Origin of the sequence: Frateuria sp. YIM B11624, from assembly GCF_049727805.1 — a bacterium.
In the GTDB taxonomy this organism is placed as follows: Bacteria; Pseudomonadota; Gammaproteobacteria; order Xanthomonadales; family Rhodanobacteraceae; genus Frateuria_A.
The window spans coordinates 1-18,930 of sequence record NZ_JBCNYA010000032.1 but is presented as its reverse complement, the minus strand read 5'-3'; the positions used below and the strand labels follow the sequence as shown (position 1 = coordinate 18,930).

Sequence of the window (18,930 nt, the reverse complement as noted above, 5' to 3'; positions counted from 1 at the left end):
ATGTCCACCAAGAATCCAGGCAGCGGCACCAGCAAGCGCGGCTTCGCCAGCATGGACGAAGAGCGCCAGCGCGAGATCGCCAGCGAAGGCGGCCGTGCGGCGCACGCCAGCGGCCACGCCCACCAGTTCACCTCCGAGGAAGCGCGTCGCGCCGGCCAGAAGGGCGGCGAGGCGGTCAGCTCCAATCGCGAACACATGGCCGCGATCGGCCGCAAGGGCGGCGAGGCGAGCCACGGCCGGCGCAACGAGGGTGCGCAGCAGGCCAAGGGTGGCCGGCAGGAGCAGAAGAACGAGGAGGAGGACTGACCGGGCGGCAGCCCGGCGCCGGCAGCGCAAACCACCCACGAGGAAACCGACATGAACCCACGACGCAACGGCCTGCTGTTGGGCGCGCTGCTGCTGGCCAGCCTGCCCTGCGCTGCGTTCGCGCAGAGCAGTGCCAGCGACGGCAGCAGCCGGAACGGCAGTCACGGCATGACCCAAGGCAACCACGACGCGATGTTCATGCGCGAGGCCGCAGCCGCCAGCCTGGCGGAGATCCAGGCCGGCCAGATCGCGCTGGACAAGGGCTCGTCCACCCAGGTCAAGCAACTGGCCCAGCGCATCATCGACGACCACACCAAGGCGAACGACCAGCTGATGAGCATCGCCCAGCGCAAGCAGGTCACCCTGCCCACTGCGCCGATGCCGATGCAGAAGCAGGAGGCCGCGCACCTGAACACGCTGAGCGGCGCCAGCTTCGACCAGGCCTATGCGCAGGCGATGGTCAAGGACCACCGCGAGGCGATCAAGCTGTTCGGGATGGAGAGCCAGAACGGCAGCGATGCCGACCTGAAGCAGTTCGCCAGCACCACCCTGCCGGCACTCAAGCAGCACCTGCAGATGGCCGAGCAGATCGCCGGCGGCGCGCACTGATGCCATGAACGCCACCGCCAGCCAGCGCTGTGCCCACCCGGCCTGCCGCTGCAGCGTGCCGGTCGGCGACACCTATTGCTCTGATCACTGCCGCCAGACGGTGAACGAGCCGGCCAATGGACCGTGCGGTTGCGGCCACTCGCCGTGCGAACCGAAGGACGCATCGAGGGACCGGCCCTCCTGATCCGTAAGTGGGCTTCAGCCCCGCTTGCCAGCCGCGAGGCGGGGCAGGTGGGCTGAAAGCCCGACCTACGTGCCCGGGCGCAATCCGCGGTGTTCCAGCCACATCCCCAGTTGCGCCAACACCTCGCTGCGCGCCGGCTCCGCTTCGTTGAACAGTTCGTGGTACAGCCCGTCGAACACCCGCGTGGCCAGCGCGCCGCTGGCCTGCGCCGCCGCGGCGAAGGCACGGCTGCCATCCGCATCGACCAGGCGGTCGGCGCCGGCCACCAGCAGCAGGCTGGGCACCGCCAGCTGCGCAGCGCGCGCGATGCAGTGCGGGCCGCTTTCGAAGATGAAGCGCGCCAGCCGCGGCGTGATCCAGCCCGAGCGCAGCGGGTCGTGCCGGTAGGCCGCGACCACCGCCGCCTCGTGCGAAAGCGCCTCGAAGGGCAGGCCGCTGCGCAGCGGCAGGTTCGGCAGCACGGGCGCAAGCCGCCGCGCCAGCGCCTGCTCCCATGCCGACGTCCAGGTGCGCAGCGCCGGCGAGGAAAGCACCATCGCGCGCGGTGCCACGTAGCCGTCCAGCACCGCGCGCAGCGCGACCAGGCCGCCCATGCTGTGGCCCAGCAGCAACGGCGGCGCGGCCAGCGTGGCGGCGAAGTGGCGATAGACGCCGGCAAGGTCGTCGAGCAGTTCGAGCGGCCTCGACAAGGCGCCTCGCCGGCCCGGCGACCGGCCATGGCCGCGCTGGTCGTAGCCGCGCACCGCGTAGCCGCGCGCGTTGAACCACGCGGCCAGTACTCCGTAGCGACCGGCATGCTCGCCCAGGCCATGCACGAGCAACACGCCGGCGTCCGCGCCGGCCCGTGGCCAGTCGTGCAGGCACAAACGCCCGCCATCGGCCAGGGTCAGCCAGTCGAGCCTGCCCTCGCTTGTCCGTACAGCGTCCACGCGCCTGCCTTGCCGTTCACCCGCGCCTAACCTAGCCGGGCGGCGGCCTGCTGAACAGGCTCGAAGTATGAGACGGGCGCCCCTATATCATCGGCTGACGCCGCACCCGACGCCTCCAGCCGCCATGCCGCTCGAACACTTCCACCCCGCCGTCGCGCGCTGGTTCCAGCGCAGCTTCCCCGCGCCCACGGCGGCGCAGGCGGACGCGTGGCCGAACATCCATGCCGGCCGGCACACGCTGGTGGCGGCACCGACCGGCTCGGGCAAGACGCTGACCGCCTTCCTCGCCGCCATCGACGCGCTGGTGCGCGAAGGCGTGGCGCACGGTGGCGCGCTGCCGGACGAGACGCGGGTGGTCTACGTGTCGCCGCTGAAGGCGCTGTCCAACGACATCCACATCAACCTGGAAGCGCCCCTGGAAGGCATCCGCGCCGAACTGGAGGCCGAAGGCCTGCCCGACGTGGCGATCCGCACCGCCGTGCGCACCGGCGACACGCCGCAGGCCGAGCGCGCGCTGATGCGCAAGGTCAGCCCGCACATCCTGGTCACTACACCCGAGTCGCTGTACGTGCTGCTGGGCTCGGCTTCCGGGCGCGCGATGCTCAAGAGCACGCGTGCGGTGATCGTGGACGAGATCCACGCGCTGGCCAATTCCAAGCGCGGTACGCACCTGGCACTGTCGCTGGAGCGGCTGGAGTCGTTGTGCCAGCGGCCGCTGCAGCGGATCGGGTTGTCGGCGACGCAGAAGCCGATTGAAGAGGTGGCGAGGTTTCTGGTCGGTGCACGGAGCCAGGCTCCCTCTCCCCCGTCCCTTATAAAGGATGGGGGAGAGGGTTGGGGTGAGGGGCGGCTCTTGCTTGGAACTTCTCCAGGTGAGCTTCCCGCAAGCCCCAGCCCCTCATCCGACCCTTCGGGCCACCTTCTCCCCGGAGGGGAGAAGGAACAGTCTGGCTGCACCATCGTCGACGTAGGCCACACCCGCCCGCGCGACCTCGCCATCGAAGTCCCGCCCGTCCCGCTCGAAGCGGTGATGTCCAACGACACCTGGGACACCGTCTACGACCGCCTCGCCCAGCTCGCCCGCGAGCACCGCACCACGCTGGTGTTCGTCAACACCCGCCGCATGGCCGAGCGCGCCGCGCGCCACCTGGCCGAGCGGCTGGGCAGGGAGGCGGTGGCCGCGCACCACGGCAGCCTGGCCAAGGAACTGCGGCTCGATGCCGAGCAGCGCCTCAAGCGCGGCGAGCTGAAGCTGCTGGTGGCCACTGCCTCGCTGGAACTGGGCATCGACATCGGCGACGTCGACCTGGTCTGCCAGCTCGCCTCGCCGCGCTCGATCGCCGCCTTCCTGCAACGCGCCGGCCGCTCCGGCCATGCGGTCAACGGCACGCCCAAGGCGCGATTGTTCCCGACCAGCCGCGACGACCTGCTCGAATGCGCTGCGCTGCTGGATTGCGTGCGTCGCGGCGAACTCGATGCGCTGGTGCAGCCGGTGCAGCCGCTGGACGTGCTGGCCCAGCAAATCGTCGCCGAGGTCGCCTGCCAGGAATGGGACGAGGACGCGCTGTACGCGCTGGTGCGCGGCGCGCATCCCTACCGCGAACTGCCGCGCGAGCAGTTCGACGCCATCGTGCGCATGCTGGCCGAGGGTTTCAGCACGCGCCGCGGCGCACGTGCGGCCTATATCCATCGCGACGCCGTGCACCGGCAGCTGCGCGCCAGGCGCAACGCGCGGCTGACCGCGGTGACCTCCGGCGGCACCATTCCGGACACCGCCGATTATCTGGTGGTGCTGGAGCCGCAATCGACCATCGTCGGCTCGGTCAACGAGGACTTTGCGGTCGAGAGCCTGGCCGGCGACGTGTTCCAGCTGGGCAACACCAGCTACCGCATCCTGCGCGTGGAACGCGACCGCCTGCGCGTGGAGGATGCGCACGGCGCGCCGCCGAGCATCCCGTTCTGGCTTGGCGAGGCGCCGGGGCGAAGCGACGAGCTGTCGTTTGGCGTGGCGCGCCTGCGCGAGGAGATCGCCGAAATCCTGGACGCCGGAGGTGTCGCCGCGGCGGTGGCCTGGTTGCGCTCGACGCTCGCGATGGGCGAGGCGGCCGCGCAGCAACTTGCCGACTACCTGCACCGTGCCAAGGTCGCGCTCGGCGTGCTGCCGACCCAGCACACGATCGTGTTCGAGCGCTTCTTCGACGAATCCGGCGGCACCCAATTGGTGATCCACACGCCCTTCGGCAGCCGCATCAACCGCGCCTGGGGCCTGGCGTTGCGCAAGCGCTTCTGCCGCCAGTTCAACTTCGAGCTGCAGGCGGCGGCGACCGAGGACGCGATCGTGCTGTCGCTCTCGACCAGCCACAGCTTCCCGCTGGAGGAAGTGTCACGCTACCTGCACTCGAACTCCGCCGAGCACGTGCTGGTGCAGGCGCTGCTGGATGCGCCGCTGTTCCCCGCGCGCTGGCGCTGGAACGCGGTCACCGCGCTGGCGCTGCCGCGCTACACCGGCGGCAAGAAGACGCCGCCGCAGATCCAGCGCATGAAGAGCGAGGACCTGCTCGCCACCGTGTTCCCCGACCAGGTCGCCTGCCTGGAGAACATCGTCGGCGAGCGGCAGATTCCCGATCACCCGCTGGTCAACCAGACCCTGCACGACTGCCTGCGCGAGGCGATGGACGTGGACGGCCTGCTGCGCATCCTGCGTGGCTTCGAGACGGGTGCCATCAAGGTGGTCGCGCGCGACCTCACCGGCCCCAGTCCGCTCGCCTCGGAAGTGCTCACCGCCGCGCCCTACGCCTACCTCGACGACGCGCCGCTGGAGGAGCGCCGCACGCAGGCGGTACAGAACCGCCGCTGGAACGCCGAGGACGCGGACGACCTGGGCCGGCTCGACCCCGAGGCGATCGCCGCGGTATGCGAGGAAGCCTGGCCGCAGGTGCGCAGCGGCGACGAGATGCACGAGGCGCTGACCTTGCTGGGGTTCGTCACCGGCAACGAAGTGCACGCCAACACCGGCTGGCAGGAGCGCCTGGAGGCGCTCGCCAGGCATCATCGCGCAACATGCCTGGCGCTTGCCTCACCCCAACCCTCCCCCCTCCGGGGAGAGGGTTGGGGTGAGGGCGCTTCAATCGAATCAAAGCAGCGCGAAGCGCCACGTTCGCTTCCTCTCCCCTGTGGGGAGAGGATTGAGGTGAGGGGCCAATCTTGCGCTGAACTTCCATCAAACCTTCCCGCGAGCCCCGGCCCCTCATCCGACCCCTGCGGGGCCACCTTCTCCCCGGAGGGGAGAAGGAACGAGGGCGCGTGGGTAGCAGCCGAACTGCTGCCGCTGTGGCTAGCCATCCATGCGGACGCCACGCTGCGACCGCCGATCAGCGCCCCGCCCGACTACGCCGCGCAGGCCTGGACTCGCGACGACGCCCTGCTCGAGCTGGTTCGCCGCCGCCTCGGCGGCCTGGGTCCAGTCACCGTGGACAGGCTCGCCGCCTCGCTCGCGGTCGATCCGGCCGACATCGAACCCGCCCTGCTGCGCCTGCAGTCCGAAGGCTACGTCATGCAGGGCCGCTTCACCCCCGATGCGCCCGCCATCGAATGGTGCGAGCGCCACCTGCTCGCGCGCATCCACCGCTACACCATCGGCCGGCTGCGCCGCGAGATCGAGCCGGTCAGCCGTCGCGACCTGCTGCGCTTCTTCGCCGACTGGCAGCATCTGTCCCCGGACACGCGGCTGGAAGGTCCCGACGGCCTGATCGCCACGCTGCACCAGCTCGAGGGCTACGAGGCCGCCGCCGGCGCCTGGGAAAGCGAGCTGCTGCCCGCGCGCGTGAGCGACTACGCCAGCCGCTGGCTGGACGAGCTGTGCCGCGCCGGCCGCTTCGGCTGGAACCGCCTGCGCGCCGGCGGCGGCAGCGCCGGTCCGGTGCGCGCCACGCCGATCGTGTTGCTGCCGCGCCGGCAGATGGCCATCTGGACGTCCATGGCCGCGGACGGACAGCCGCAGGAAGCGCTGCTTTCCTCGCGCGCGCAGGCGGTCGCCGACGCCCTGGCGTCGCACGGCGCGCTGTTCTTCGATGAATTGCTGGACGCCACGCGCCTGCTGCGCACGGAACTGGAGAATGCGCTCGGCGAGCTGGTCGCCGCCGGCCGCGTCAGCGCCGACAGCTTCGCCGGCCTGCGCGCCCTGCTGCTGCCCGCGGCCAAGCGCGATTCACGCCCGCACCGGCGCGCGCGCCGGCATGCACTGAGCGAGATCGAGGATGCCGGCCGCTGGTCGCTAAGCCGCTCTTCCCTTCTCCCCTCCGGGGAGAAGGTGGCCCCGAAGGGGTCGGATGAGGAGCCGGGGCTCGCGGGGAACTCCGCAGGGGCTCCCCCGCAAGATCGCCCCCTCACCTCAATCCTCTCCCCCATCCCTGATGAGAGCCGGGGGAGAGGAGGCGAACGTGGCGCTTCGCGCCGGCTTGAATCAGATGAAGCAGAACACGTTGCGCGTGTCCTGCTTCGCCGCTACGGCGTCGTCTTCTGGAAGCTGCTCGAGCGCGAGGCCCCCTGGCTGCCCTCCTGGCGCGAGCTGCTGCGCGTCTATCACCGGCTGGAAGCGCGCGGCGAGATCCGCGGCGGCCGCTTCGTCGAGGGCCTGGTCGGCGAGCAGTTCGCGCTGCCCGAGGCGATCGGCGCGCTGCGCGCGGTGCGCCAGCGACCGCTCTCGCAGCAGTTGGTCTGCGTCAGCGGCAGCGACCCGCTCAACCTGGTCGGTACGGTGCTCGCCGGCGACAGGCTGCCCGCGCTGGCCGGCACCCGCGTGCTGTACGAAGACGGCGTGCCGGTGGCCGCGCTGGTGGCGAACAAGCCGCAGTTCCTGCAGGAGGCCGACGGCGCCACCCAGCAGCGCTGGCGCAACGCGCTGCTGCGCCGTCCGGGCGGTGAGCCGCACGGGATCGGCCTGGCGGCAAGCTGACACGCTTTCGTAGGGTGCGGGATAGTGGGGCTGAAGCCCCACCCGGCGATTACCGCGCTCAGTCGCTGATGTCGGCGATGTGGATCAGCAGCCCGTCGTGCACGCGGAACTCGCTGCGCCCGTCCAGCGCGATCGCCTGCCCGGCGCGGGCACCGTTGGGCAGGTCCAGCGCGAACACGCCTTCGAAGGCGATCCCCACCTGCGCCACGCCGTTGCTTTCGGCGTAGCGGGTGACTGTCTGCCGGCGGCGTGCGAACAACGGCAGCGTGCTCTGCGCCAGCCGGCGGAACTCCTCGATGCCCTGCGTGCGCACCGTGGTGACGCCTGCGGTGACGTTCTCGAAGGTGACCTGCGGATGCAGCGTGGCCAGCATGCCGTCGACGTCCAGGCGGTTGTAGGCGTCGATGTAGCGGTCGATCAGGGCGCGCATGGGAGTTCACCGGAGGAGACGCCGGGAGCATAGCAAGCGGGCGCCGGCCGGCCCTCTCCCGCCGGAGAGGGCCGGCCAGCTCACTTCACGTTGTCGGTCTCGCCGATGAACCGCGCCACGTTGTCGTGCAATTGCTTCAGCGAGTCCTCGTGCGCGTAGACCATGTGTCCGGACGGGTACCAGGCGTAGGAGATGTTCTTCTGCAGCGAGGCCGGAATCGGCAGGTGGCTCATCTCGTATTCGGCCGCGAAGTAGGGCGTGGCCAGGTCGTAGTAGCCACCGTTCAGGAACACTTTGAGGTCCGGATTGGTCTTCATCGCCATGGCCAGGTCCGGCATCACGTTGGTCGACTGCTGCAGCGCCTCGCCGTGCACGCCTGGCGCCTTGTGCGAGAAGTCCCAGTGGTCGATGTCGGCGAACAGCCGGTACTGCATGCCCTCGCCGAACTTGAGCTGGCGCCGCACGTAATCGTTGAAGGCCGAGACGTAGGCCGAGCTGATCGCCGAGGACTGCGGGTCGTACTCCGAATCCTTCGCCAGCGGATCGAGCGCGGGACCGGAGAAGCGGCTGTCCAGGCGGCCGGTGGTGAGGTCGCCGTCGAACTGCAGCTCGTGCTCGAACATGCCGCCAGTGACGCGCAGGTTGGCCTTGAGCAGGTAGTCGACCGGCAGGCCGGTGTACTGGTGCAGCTTCTCGGCCACCGCGCGCTTGCGGGCGTCATCCAGATGCGCGCCCTGCATCAGTGCGCTGGCATAGTCGCCCAGCGCGTACTGCTCGACTTCGCGCAGGAACGGCTCCAGCTGCGCCGGCGGCTGCGGCAGTTTGTGGTGGTAGTACGCGGTGGCGGCGAAGGTCGGCAGCGCCAGCGCATAGGGCATGTCGACGCCCGGGTTGAATTCGGGACCGTCGATGCTGGTATCGAAAGAAAGGATCTGCGAGAGCAGAATCACGCCGTTCAGATCGACGCTGTCATCGTTCTCCAGGATGTTCGCCAGCACCGCCGAGCGCGTGGTGCCGTAGCTTTCGCCGAACAGGTACTTGGGCGAATTCCAGCGCCCGTATTTGGAAAGGAAGCGGGTGACGAACTGCGCGAAGGCCTTGCCGTCGCCATCGACGCCATAGACCGCCTTCTTGCGCTTGTCCATCTGCTCGTCGCGCTTGGCCTTGTCCTTCTCGTCGGCGATCAGGCGCGAGAAGCCGGCGCCGGGCGCGTCGATGAACACCAGGTCGGAGGCATCCAGCAGGCTGTAGTCGTTGTTGACCAGGCCGTAGGGCGCCGCCGGCGTGTGGCTGTCGTCGCTGGTGACCACGCGCTTCGGGCCGAACGCGCCCATGTGCAGCCACACGGTGGCCGAGCCCGGGCCGCCGTTGTAGATGAAGGTGATCGGTCGCCGTGCCGGCTCTGCGCCCTGCTTGAAGTAGGCGGTGTAGAACATGCTCACGGTGGGATCGTCGCTGTCGTCGCCGTGCTCGTGCAGCACCAGCGTGCCGGCCACCGCCTTGTAGTCGATGCGCTTGCCCTCGACGCTCACCGAACCGCTGCTCTCGGCGCTGTGCGGCTTGACCAGTGCGGCGTCGGGCTTGTCCTTGCCCGCAGCCGCCTTGTCCTTGTCCGCGGCGAAGGCGCCGGGGGCCAGCAGCAACGCGGCCATCGCCGCGACCAGGGGGAGCTTGCGCATGGGACGACCTCGCGGCACAGACGGAAGCGCCCAGCATAGGCAGTGCCCCGTGCCTGTTCATACCCCAGAAGTCACGCCGCCGGCAGCGCCGGACCGTCGATCGGCAAGCTAGCCGCTGGCCAGCAGGGCGATCGCCAGCACCGCCAGCGCCAGGCCGGCCAGGTTGAAGCGCGACAGCCGCTCGCGGAACACCGCCAGCCCCGCCAGCATGCCGAGCGCCACCACGCCCAGGTTCATCCCCGCGAACACCAGCGCCGGGCGTCCCGGCAGCGCCTGGTGCGCACGCAGGTAGAACAGGATGTTGCCGAAGTTGAGCAGCCCGAGCAGCAGGCCCGCCGCCAGGCTGCGGACCTCCAGGCGTGCCTGGCCGCGCGCCAGCCGCCAGCCCTGCAGCACCAGCGAGACCAGCAAGGCCAGCACAAACATCGAAAGCAGCGCCGCGCCCAGCGGCACGCCGGCCTGGGCGACGCGCTTGAACAGCACGTCGATCACGCCGAAGCCGAGGAACACCAGCAGCGGGAAGGTCCAGCGGCCGGCTCCGGCCTCCCGTGCGGCGCCCGCGGCCGGTCGCCAGATGAGCCCCGCCAGCGCGGCAAACCCGAGGGCGATACCGATGCCCTTGATGGCGCTCGGCGGTTCACCGAACAGCATGAAGGCGGCCAGCAGCGAGATCAGCAGCGACAGCCGCTGCGCCACGTCCGAACGCACGATACCCGCGTGGCGTACCGAGGCGGCCAGCGCCAGGAAGATGGTCGGCAGCAGCACGCCCAATCCCAGCAGGGCCGGCCAGGCCGCCGTCGCCGCCTCGAGCGCCGCCGGCGCCGGGGCGAACGCCAGCGCGCTCGCGCCGGCAGCCACCACGTAGTTCCAGGCGATCGCCTGGCCCACGTCGACGTCCAGGCGGCGGGCCAGCTTGAGCAGCACCGAAACCAGCACGCTGCAGATCGCAGCAAGCAGCAGGAAAACCATCGTTGTCTCCGTCAGGGTCGCACGGCGTGGCGCGGCGAGGGCGTGCGATGGCCGAAGCGTTCGCGATAGCGCATCGGACTCAAGCCCAGCGCGCGGCGGAAATGGTGGCGCAGGCTGTCGGCGTGGCCGTAGCCGCAGCGATCGGCGATCTGCTCGACGTTCAGGCGGCTGCCTTCGAGCAGTTCGCGCGCACGCGCCAGCCGCTCCTCGATCAGCCATTGCCGCGGCGTGCGGCCGGTGGCCGCCTCGAAGCGGCGCAGCAGGGTGCGTTCGCTGGTGCGGGCGCGTGCGGCCAGCTCGGCAAGCGGCAAGGCCCGGTCGAGGTGGCGGCGCATCCATTCCAGCAGCGTGCCCAGCGACTCGCCGTGCTCGGGCAGCGGCGAGGGAATGAACTGCGCCTGGCCACCGTCGCGGTGCGCCGGCACCACCGCGCGGCGCGCCACCTGGTTGGCGACCTGCGGGCCGTAGTCACGGCGGATCACGTGCAGCGACAGGTCCAGCGCCGCCGCGCTGCCGGCAGAGGTCAGCAGCGTGCCTTCATCGACGTAGAGCACGTCCGGTTCCACGCGGATGCGCGGATGGCGCGCTGCGAGCGCGGCGGCATAGCGCCAGTGCGTGGTCGCGCGGCGGCCATCGAGCAGGCCGGTGGCGGCCAGCACGAACACGCCCGAGCAGAACGACAGCAGCCGCGCGCCACGTGCATGTGCAGCGCGCAGCGCAGCTAGCAGCGACGGCGGCGGCGCCGCGTCGACACCGCGCCAGCCGGGCACGATCACCGTGCCGGCATCGGCCAGCGTCTCCAGCCCGCCATCGGCCCGCACCGTCAGGCCGCCGGCGGCACGCAGCGGTCCGCGCTCCACCGCGCACACGCGGAAGTCGTACCAGCCCGGCAGCTCGGGGCGCGGCAGGCCGAACATCTCCACCGCGATGCCGAACTCGAAGGTGCACAGGCCGTCGTAGGCCAGCGCCACCACGCGCGGGTTGTCCGGCGGCTCGACGCGCGCGGAACGCTTTGGCGGTTTTTTCATGATGCTGGTCATTCTCGCCAATGGCCGCGTACGCCGCCAGTGCGCACACTGCCGGCCACCCCACCATGGAGCCCCGCCATGAGCGTCGTCAGCCACACCCCCGCCGCCCCCGCCACCGAAGCCGTGGCGCACTTCCAGGCACGCCTGTCCTTCGAGACAGACTGCGCCGACGTCTGGTACGCCAGCCGGCACGAGGAGAAGGATTTCGTGCTGCTCGACGTGCGCACGCCCACGCTGTTCGCCGCCGGCCATGTCCCCGGCGCGCTCAACCTGCCGGTGCGCACGATCGGCGAGCAGCGGCTGGCCGAATACCCGCCGGAGACGCTGTTCGTGGTCTATTGCGCCGGGCCGCATTGCAACGGCGCCAACAAGGCCGCGCTCAAGCTGGCGCGGCTGGGCCGGCCGGTGAAGGAGATGATCGGCGGACTCACTGGCTGGCTGGACGAAGGCTTCGGCCTCGAGCGCAGCTGATGGACGCCGCCGTGCGGGTCCGCCGCGCCAGCGGCGCCGACGTGCCACGCCTGCTGCCGCTGTGCGTCGAACATGCCGCCTTCGAGCGCCTGCCCCACGCGCTCGACCATGCCGCTCCCGACCTGACCGCAGCGCTCGACAGCACACCCACACTGCTGCACGCCTGGCTTGCCGAGTGCGGCGACGAGGCTGTGGGCTATGCGACGGCCAGCCTGGATTTTTCCACGCTGGCCGCCGCGCGTTACCTGCACATGGACTGCCTCTTCGTGCGCGAGAACTGGCGCAACCGTGCGATCGGCCGACAGCTGTGGCAGGCACTGCACGACTTCGCGCGGGCCTCTGGATGTCGTCAGATGCAATGGCAGACGCCGGAATGGAACACAGCGGCCGCGCGCTTCTACCGGCGGCTGGGCGCCTGCGAACTGCGCAAGCGGCGCTACGTGCTCCCACTGGACGCGGACATGCCGCAATCGTTGCGCCGATAATGTCCCCACCGCTCCGGAGCCACCCATGCTCGAATTGCGACCCACCTGCGAACACTGCAACAAGCCATTGCCGCCGGCCTCGACCGAGGCGTGCATCTGTTCGTTCGAGTGCACCTTCTGCCGCGATTGTGTCGAGCAGATGCTGGAAGGAGTCTGCCCGAACTGCGGCGGCGGCTTCGTACCACGGCCGGTGCGACCGGCACACGACTGGAAGAACGGCAACTTCCTCGGACGCCATCCGGCGACGGCGACGGTGACGTACAGGCCGGTGGATCGATCGATCCATCGGGAACTCGTGGCGCGCGTCGGCTCGCTGCCGGCGCAGGAGCGGTAAGCGGCGGATCAGAATTGGTCGTGCGTCGCGCGCTGTGTCGGAGGAGCTGACAAGGTTTCCGGCGAGCCCCGACCCCTCACCCCCCCTCTCCCCGAAGGGGAGAGGGAGCAGAGCGTGGCACGCTTGCAGGCATCGGCCCTCGGCACGTTCAACGGCGCACTGCTCGCGCACGAGCCGATATGCCTCCCTTGCCTCAACTCCCGAGCGCCCGCGGTATAGCGGCGGCAGCTCCTCTAAGAGCAAGAGAGGTACTCGGCAAGGCGCAAGGGCACCTAGCTTTTTAGTCACCCCGGGCTGAGCAGGCCGTTTCTTTTGGTTACTTTTCTTTGGGCCAGCAAAGAAAAGTGCCCCGAGCGCCATCAGGCGATCGGAAGCCCGCGGCAGGCGAGCCAAGTCGCGGAGACCGCCGCGCAAGAACGACAAGCAAGGCTAGCCCGCAACGGGATATCCCCACGAGCCCCGGCCCCTCACCCAACCCTCTCCCCGAGGGGGAGAGGGCTACAAGGCGGCGTCAGGCGCGCAGGTGCGCGGCCGCGCGGGCGAGTTGCTCGATGCCGGCCCAGTCGCCGGCGGCGAGCCTGTCCGCAGGCGTGAGCCACGAGCCGCCGACGCACAACACATTGGGAAGCGCGAGAAAATCGACCGCGCTGGCGGCACTGATGCCGCCGGTGGGACAGAAACGCAATTGCGGCAACGGACCGGCCCAGGCGGCAAGCAACCTGGCGCCACCGGCCGGCACCGCCGGGAAGAACTTCAGGTGCCGGTAGCCGCGCTCGAGCAGCGCCATCGCCTCGCTGGCGGTGGCCGCGCCGGGCAGCAGCGGCAGCGGGATGTCCTCGGCCGCATCCAGCAGCCGCGCCGTCGCGCCGGGCGACACGGCGAAGCGCGCGCCGGCCTCATAGGCCGCAAGCAGGTCGGCCTGGGTCAGCACCGTGCCTACACCGACCACTGCGCCCTCGACTTCCGATGCAATCGCACGCACGGCCTCCAGCGCCGCGGCCGTGCGCAGGGTCACCTCGATCGCGGGCACGCCGCCGGCGACCAGCGCACGGGCCATCGGTACGGCGGCACGGGCGTCCTCGATCACCACCACCGGGATCACCGGCGCCAGGCGCATCGTGCGTTCGATCTGTTGTTGCCTGTCGGCCTGGTTCATCAGAGCACTCCGGCGCCGAGATCGGCGTTCATGGCGTTGTGGCGGAACAGCGCGAACAGGTCGCGGCCAGTGCCCGCCTGGTGGGTGGCCTGGTTGCCGGCGTCGGGCATGCGCGCGGCGAACTCGGCCGGGTCGACGAGCAGCTCCAGCCGGCCGCCGGCGCAATCCAGGCGGATCAGGTCGCCATCGCGCACGCGCGCGAGCGGGCCGCCCGCTGCCGCCTCCGGCGTGACGTGGATCGCCGCCGGCACGCGGCCGGAGGCGCCGGACATGCGCCCGTCGGTGACCAGCGCGATGCGGTGGCCGCGGTCCTGCAGCACGGCGAGCGTGGGCGTGAGCTTGTGCAGCTCCGGCATGCCGATCGCCTGCGGGCCCTGGAAGCGCACCACGGCTACGAAATCGCGATTGAGTTCGCCGCGCTCGAACGCACCCCGCACCGCGTCCTGGTCGTCGAACACGACGGCCGGCGCTTCGATGACGAGACGGTCGTCGGGCACCGCGGACACCTTGATCACTGCGCGGCCGAGGTTGCCGTCGAGCAGGCGCAGGCCGCCGTCGGCACGGAACGGCTCGTGCGCGCCGCGCAGCACGCCGCGGTTGCCGCTTTCCTTGTCGACCGGCCGCCACGCGAGCTGGTCGGCGGCGTCCAGTTCGGGCACGAGGGTGTAGGCCGCCAGGCCCTTGCCGGCCAGCGTCTGCACGTCGGCATGCAGCAGGCCGGCACCGAGCAGTTGGTCGATCAGGAAGGCCATGCCGCCGGCCTGGTGGAACTGGTTCACGTCGGCGTAGCCGTTGGGATACACGCGCGCCAGCAGCGGCACCACCGACGACAGTGCATCGAAATCGTCCCAGCTCAGCACGATGCCCGCGGCGCGTGCCATCGCGACCAGGTGCAGCAGGTGGTTGGTCGAGCCGCCGGTGGCGTGCAGGCCGACCACGCCGTTGACGATCGCCCGCTCGTCGACGATGTGGCCCAGCGGCACGCGCGTGCCCGGCGCCGCGTTGGCGAGCACCGCCGCGACCGCGGCGCGGGTGAGCGCGTCGCGCAGCGGCGTATCCGGCGTCACGAAGCTGGATCCGGGCAACTGCAGACCCATGATCTCCATCAGCATCTGGTTGGAGTTGGCGGTGCCGTAGAAGGTGCAGGTGCCGGGGCTGTGGTAGGACGCCGCCTCCGCCTCCAGCAGCTCGGCGCGGCTGGCCTTGCCTTCGGCGTAGGCCTGGCGCACCTTGGATTTCTGTTCGTTCGGGATGCCGCTGGGCATCGGACCGGACGGCACGAAGGCGCCAGGCAGGTGGCCGAAGCTGAGCGCGCCGATCAAGAGGCCCGGCACGATCTTGTCGCAGATGCCCAGGTACAGCCCGCCGTCGAACATGTCGTGCGAGAGCGCGACGGCGGTGGCCATGGCGATCACGTCGCGCGAGAACAGCGACAGCTCCATGCCGGCCCGTCCCTGCGTGATGCCGTCGCACATCGCCGGCACGCCGCCGGCGACCTGCGCGGTGGCACCGAGCTCCCGCGCGATGTCGCGGATCAGCGCCGGGTAGCGCTCGTAGGGACGGTGCGCGGAAAGCATGTCGTTGTAGGCGGTGACGACGCCCAGGTTCGGCGTGCGGCCTTCGCGCAACGCGGCCTTGTCGGACGCGCTGCAGCCGGCGAAGCCGTGCGCGAGATTGCCGCAGGACAGGTGCATGCGATGCGGGCCGTCGCCGCCGGCGGCCGCGTCGATGCGCGCGAGATAGGCCGCGCGGCTCTCGCGGCTGCGTTCGACGATGCGCGCGGTGACTTCGGCGACGACGGGATGCAGCGGACTCATTGCAGATCACTCCACGAGGATCGCGGACCGGAGGGCCCGGCGATCGATAGTCGTTCTAAGGACACCAGTACACGGCGACCGACACCGGCGAGCGTTCCAGCACGGCGCGCACCGGGTAGTGCGCGCCCTCACCCTGGCCCGAGCGCGCCTGCGCCAGCACCTGGCGCTTGTCCTCGCCTTCGATGTGCAGGAACAGCTGGCGGGTCTGAAGCAGGGTGGGCAGGGTCAGGGTGATGCGCGGCTCGCCCGCATCGGGCGCGCGCATCGGCAGCGCGCCGCTGGGCAGGTTTGGATCCAGCGCCGCCTCGAGCTGGTCGCCGCTGGGAAAGAAGGAGGCCGTATGGCCGTCCAAACCCATGCCCAGCACCACCGCGTCGAACGGCAGCGGCAGCGCGTGCACGCGCCGGCTCGCCTCGGCCTGGCCTTCCTCGGGACTGGCCGCGCCGGTGTAGAGCGGCACGAACGTCGCGGCGGCCGCGGCATGGCGCAACAGGTGTTCGCGCACCAGGCGCGCGTTGGAGCGCGGGTCGGGTTCGTCCACCCAGCGCTCGTCGACCAGCGTCACCTGCACCCTGGACCAGTCCAGCGTCGCCTGCGACAGCCGCTCGAAGAAGCCGAGCGGCGTGCGCCCGCCGGAGACGGCCAGCAACGCGAAGCCGCGTTCGTCGAGCCCGGCACGCAGAGCCTCGGCGACACGCCCGGCAAGGGCAGTGGCGAGCGCCTGACTGTCGGCGAATTCGTGAATGGTCAGGTCGGGTGAAGGAGTCATGGGCGGGTTGGCGTGGAAGGGGTTCGACAGTGTCGGCAAGACGCTGGCGGGACCAGGTGAAGCGAACGTGCGGCTACTCGCTGTCCTCGTTCCAGGTACGGCCGTCGCGCTCGATCAGGGCCACCGCCGCGCTCGGGCCCCAGCTTCCCGCCGCATACGGCCGTGGCGGTTCGCCCGCCGAACCCCAGGCGGCCAGGATCGGGTCGATCCAGCGCCAGGCGGCCTCGACCTCGTCGCGACGCATGAACAGCGTGGGATTGCCGCGCACCACGTCCAGCAGCAGGCGCTCGTACGCATCGGGCTGCTGCACGCCGAAGGCCTCGGCGAAGCTCATGTCCAGCGGTACGTGGCGCAGGCGCAGGCCGCCCGGGCCCGGGTGCTTGATGGTCAGCCACAGCTTGACGCCCTCGTCCGGCTGCAGCCGCAGCACCAGCCGGTTGTGCGCGAGCGGACCGGCGGAGGCGTCGAAGATCGAATGCGGCACCGACTTGAACGCCACCACGATCTCGGACAGGCGCGTGGCCAGCCGCTTGCCCGTGCGCAGATAGAACGGCACGCCGGCCCAGCGCCAGTTGGCGATTTCGGCCTTCAGCGCAACAAAGGTCTCGGTGTTGGAATGGTTGTCGTCCAGCTCCTCCAGGTAGCCCGGCACGCGCTCGCCGTCGATGGCGCCGGCCTTGTACTGGCCGCGCACGGTCAGTTGCGCCGCGTTGCGCATGTCAACCGGCTTGAGCGCATGCAACACCTTGAGCTTCTCGTCGCGCACCGCGTCGGGCGAGAGCGAGGCCGGCGGCTCCATCGCCACCATGCACAGCAACTGCAGCATGTGGTTCTGCACCATGTCGCGCAGCGCGCCGGCACGGTCGTAGTAGCCGGCGCGACGGCCCAGGCCGAGCGTTTCGGCCACGGTGATCTGCACGTGGTCGATGTGGCCGGCGTTCCACAGCGGCTCGAACAGCGCGTTGCCGAAGCGCAGCGCCAGCAGGTTCTGCACCGTTTCCTTGCCGAGGTAATGGTCGATGCGGAAGGTCTGCGCCTCGGAGAACACCCGCCCGACCGCCTCGATGATGCACATCGCGCTGGCCAGGTCGCGGCCGATCGGCTTCTCCAGCACCACGCGCGAGTTCGGTCCGTTGAGGCCGTGGGCGCCGAGCCGGTTGCAGATGTCGACGAACAGCTCCGGCGAGGTCGAGAGGTAGAACACGCGGATGTGCTCGGGCTGCTCGTTGACCAGCGCGGCGAAGGCGTCCCAGCCCTCGTCCTTGCGCGCGTCCAGCGGCAGGTAGTGCAGCAGCGGCAGGAACGCTTCGATGCGGTCCTTCGCGCCACCGCCCTCGGCGAGCACGTCGCGCGCCAGGGCGCGGTAGCCGGCGTCGTCCAGGCCTTCGCGTGCCACGCCGATGATCCGGCTGGCCGCGGGCACCTGGCCGTCGACGAAACGATGGAACATCGCCGGCAGCAGCTTGCGCAGGGCCAGGTCGCCGGTGCCGCCGAAAATCACCAGGTCGAACGGATCGACGGGCAGGGGGGAAGCCGTCACGGTTCACCTCGATTGTGCGTGGGGTGGCGGAGGGTGCCATCCGCCTTGGCTCGGCCGATGGTACCAGTGAAATACCAGATGGTGCAGCCCCGCAGGTTCGCCATGCATACGTTTGCATGCCTGCTTGCCGTAAATGGTTCGTGATTGGTATCGTTCCGGCATGGAGACCGCGCTCGCCGCCGAATATCGCCGCCTCTGCGAAAGCCCGGACACGCGCCAGCCGCTGGCCTACCTGCGCTTGCGCCGGGCGATCCGCACCGTGGTCGAGCACCGCGACATCGAACCGGGCCAGGCGCTGCCCAGCGAGCGCGACCTCTCGCAGGCGTTGGGCCTCTCGCGCGTCACCGTGCGCAAGGCGATTGCGGGCCTGGTCGAGGAGGGCCTGCTGACCCAGCGCCACGGCGCCGGCACCTTCGTCGCCGAGCGCATCGTCAAGCCGATGTCGCGGCTGACCAGCTTCACCGAGGACCTGCGCGCGCGCGGGCTCAACCCGCGCTCGGAGTTCTTCGAGCGCGGCATCGGCGAGGTGACGCCGGAGGAGGCGATGGCGATGAACCTGTCGCCCGGCGCGGCCGTGGTGCGGCTGCATCGCGTGCGCTACGCCGGCGACGAGCCGCTGGCGATCGAGCGCAGCGTGGTGCCGGCCAGCGTGCTGCCCGACCCGATGGCGGTACGCGATTCGCTCTACGAGGCGCTGGAACAGCGCAACGCCCGTCCCCGCCGCGCCCTGCAGCGCCTGCGCGCGGTGTCCCTGAGCGCCCAGCACGCCCGCCTGCTGCACGTGGCCACCGGCAGCGCCGGCCTGAGCATCGAGCGGCGCAGCTTCCTCGACGACGGCCGCGTGGTGGAGTTCACCAGTTCCTGGTATCGCGGTGACATCTACGATTTCGTGGCGGAACTGCATACGGATTGACGGCTGCCCGCCGATGCGTACCCCGCGCCTGGCGCGTGCGGCGCCCGCGGCAGGCTAGTATGGGCGGATGAATCCAGCGAATGGTCCGGTGGCATTGGAGCAGTGGCGCGCGCGTGCGCGCAGCTACCTGCAGGCACGGCAACTGCCCGAGGCGCAGGCCGCACTGGAGCAGGTCGTGCGCCAGGCGCCGCACGACCTGGCCGCGAGCATCGACCTGGCCGACATCCTGTTCCAGCAGGGTCGCCTGCAGGCATCGACGCGGCCATTGCTCGAGGCGATGCGCCGACTGCCCAGGAACGCTCCCCTCATCCTCAGCCTGGTCCAGCATCTGGTTGCGCGCGGCGAAATCGTCGCCGC

General features: G+C 70.4%; 16 protein-coding genes and 3 pseudogenes. 10 read left to right on the top strand and 9 right to left on the bottom strand.

Features of this window, described 5'->3' with window-relative positions:
• A complete protein-coding gene (locus AAIL17_RS14980) occupies positions 1-306 on the top strand; it encodes a KGG domain-containing protein (protein ID WP_424683656.1) in 306 nt (101 codons plus the stop codon).
• Positions 307-357: 51 nt separating this feature from the next.
• Entirely contained in the window at positions 358-915 is a 558-nt protein-coding gene (locus AAIL17_RS14975) for a DUF4142 domain-containing protein (protein ID WP_424683655.1), read from the top strand.
• A gap of 249 nt (positions 916-1,164) precedes the next feature.
• On the opposite strand, the gene AAIL17_RS14970 is transcribed toward AAIL17_RS14975, so the two are convergent.
• Positions 1,165-2,028: a lysophospholipase gene (locus tag AAIL17_RS14970; protein WP_424683654.1), complete on the bottom strand. Its 864-nt coding sequence runs from the start codon at positions 2,026-2,028 to the stop codon at positions 1,165-1,167.
• 124 nt (positions 2,029-2,152) lie between these two features.
• Here AAIL17_RS14970 and AAIL17_RS14965 point away from each other — a divergent pair.
• From AAIL17_RS14965 to AAIL17_RS14955, 3 pseudogenes are all read left to right on the top strand, one after another.
• Positions 2,153-2,836, top strand: a pseudogene (locus AAIL17_RS14965) (DEAD/DEAH box helicase); the annotation flags it as partial.
• A gap of 144 nt (positions 2,837-2,980) precedes the next feature.
• Positions 2,981-5,101, top strand: a pseudogene (locus tag AAIL17_RS14960) (DEAD/DEAH box helicase); the annotation flags it as partial.
• Between the two features lie 231 nt (positions 5,102-5,332).
• Positions 5,333-6,982 (top strand): annotated as a pseudogene (locus AAIL17_RS14955) (Lhr family helicase); the annotation flags it as partial.
• Between the two features lie 58 nt (positions 6,983-7,040).
• Here AAIL17_RS14955 and AAIL17_RS14950 read toward each other — a convergent pair.
• The 4 genes from AAIL17_RS14950 to ftrA form a co-directional block, all read right to left on the bottom strand.
• A complete protein-coding gene (locus AAIL17_RS14950; RefSeq protein WP_424683653.1) occupies positions 7,041-7,412 on the bottom strand; it encodes a nuclear transport factor 2 family protein in 372 nt (123 codons plus the stop codon).
• An 80-nt stretch (positions 7,413-7,492) separates the two neighbouring features.
• The gene (locus AAIL17_RS14945; RefSeq protein WP_424683652.1) at positions 7,493-9,091 is read right to left on the bottom strand and encodes a S10 family peptidase; all 1,599 of its coding nucleotides are present in this window, start codon (positions 9,089-9,091) and stop codon (positions 7,493-7,495) included.
• Positions 9,092-9,199: 108 nt separating this feature from the next.
• Positions 9,200-10,060 (bottom strand): EamA/RhaT family transporter, encoded by an 861-nt coding sequence (locus AAIL17_RS14940; RefSeq protein ID WP_424683651.1) that lies wholly within the window; start codon positions 10,058-10,060, stop codon positions 9,200-9,202.
• Between the two features lie 11 nt (positions 10,061-10,071).
• Complete coding sequence (gene ftrA, locus AAIL17_RS14935; protein ID WP_424683650.1) at positions 10,072-11,088, bottom strand: transcriptional regulator FtrA; 1,017 nt, start codon at positions 11,086-11,088, stop codon at positions 10,072-10,074.
• Between the two features lie 78 nt (positions 11,089-11,166).
• Between ftrA and AAIL17_RS14930 the strand changes: the two genes are divergently transcribed.
• The 3 genes from AAIL17_RS14930 to AAIL17_RS14920 are packed head-to-tail and all read left to right on the top strand — an operon-like array spanning position 11,167 to position 12,378.
• Positions 11,167-11,559 (top strand): rhodanese-like domain-containing protein, encoded by a 393-nt coding sequence (locus AAIL17_RS14930; protein ID WP_424683649.1) that lies wholly within the window; start codon positions 11,167-11,169, stop codon positions 11,557-11,559.
• Positions 11,559-12,044 carry an N-acetyltransferase family protein gene (locus AAIL17_RS14925; protein WP_424683648.1) on the top strand — a complete coding sequence of 162 codons (486 nt, stop codon included), beginning with the start codon at positions 11,559-11,561 and terminating at the stop codon, positions 12,042-12,044. Before AAIL17_RS14930 ends, AAIL17_RS14925 begins: the two co-directional genes overlap by 1 nt.
• Before the next feature lie 25 nt (positions 12,045-12,069).
• Complete coding sequence (locus AAIL17_RS14920; protein ID WP_424683647.1) at positions 12,070-12,378, top strand: DUF1272 domain-containing protein; 309 nt, start codon at positions 12,070-12,072, stop codon at positions 12,376-12,378.
• A gap of 511 nt (positions 12,379-12,889) precedes the next feature.
• Here AAIL17_RS14920 and eda read toward each other — a convergent pair.
• The 4 genes from eda to zwf form a co-directional block, all read right to left on the bottom strand.
• A complete protein-coding gene (eda, locus tag AAIL17_RS14915) occupies positions 12,890-13,534 on the bottom strand; it encodes a bifunctional 4-hydroxy-2-oxoglutarate aldolase/2-dehydro-3-deoxy-phosphogluconate aldolase (protein ID WP_424683646.1) in 645 nt (214 codons plus the stop codon).
• Positions 13,534-15,351 (bottom strand): phosphogluconate dehydratase, encoded by a 1,818-nt coding sequence (edd, locus tag AAIL17_RS14910; RefSeq protein WP_424683645.1) that lies wholly within the window; start codon positions 15,349-15,351, stop codon positions 13,534-13,536. Before edd ends, eda begins: the two co-directional genes overlap by 1 nt.
• Positions 15,352-15,406: 55 nt before the next feature.
• A complete protein-coding gene (gene pgl, locus AAIL17_RS14905) occupies positions 15,407-16,120 on the bottom strand; it encodes a 6-phosphogluconolactonase (RefSeq protein WP_424683644.1) in 714 nt (237 codons plus the stop codon).
• A gap of 73 nt (positions 16,121-16,193) precedes the next feature.
• Positions 16,194-17,660, bottom strand: coding sequence for a glucose-6-phosphate dehydrogenase (gene zwf, locus AAIL17_RS14900; RefSeq protein WP_424683643.1), 1,467 nt, complete (start codon positions 17,658-17,660; stop codon positions 16,194-16,196).
• Between the two features lie 160 nt (positions 17,661-17,820).
• Here zwf and AAIL17_RS14895 point away from each other — a divergent pair, with 160 nt between their 5' ends.
• Positions 17,821-18,573 carry a GntR family transcriptional regulator gene (locus AAIL17_RS14895; protein WP_424683642.1) on the top strand — a complete coding sequence of 251 codons (753 nt, stop codon included), beginning with the start codon at positions 17,821-17,823 and terminating at the stop codon, positions 18,571-18,573.
• A 67-nt stretch (positions 18,574-18,640) separates the two neighbouring features.
• Positions 18,641-18,930: tetratricopeptide repeat protein (locus AAIL17_RS14890; RefSeq protein WP_424683641.1), on the top strand; the 290-nt coding region annotated here is incomplete at its 3' end.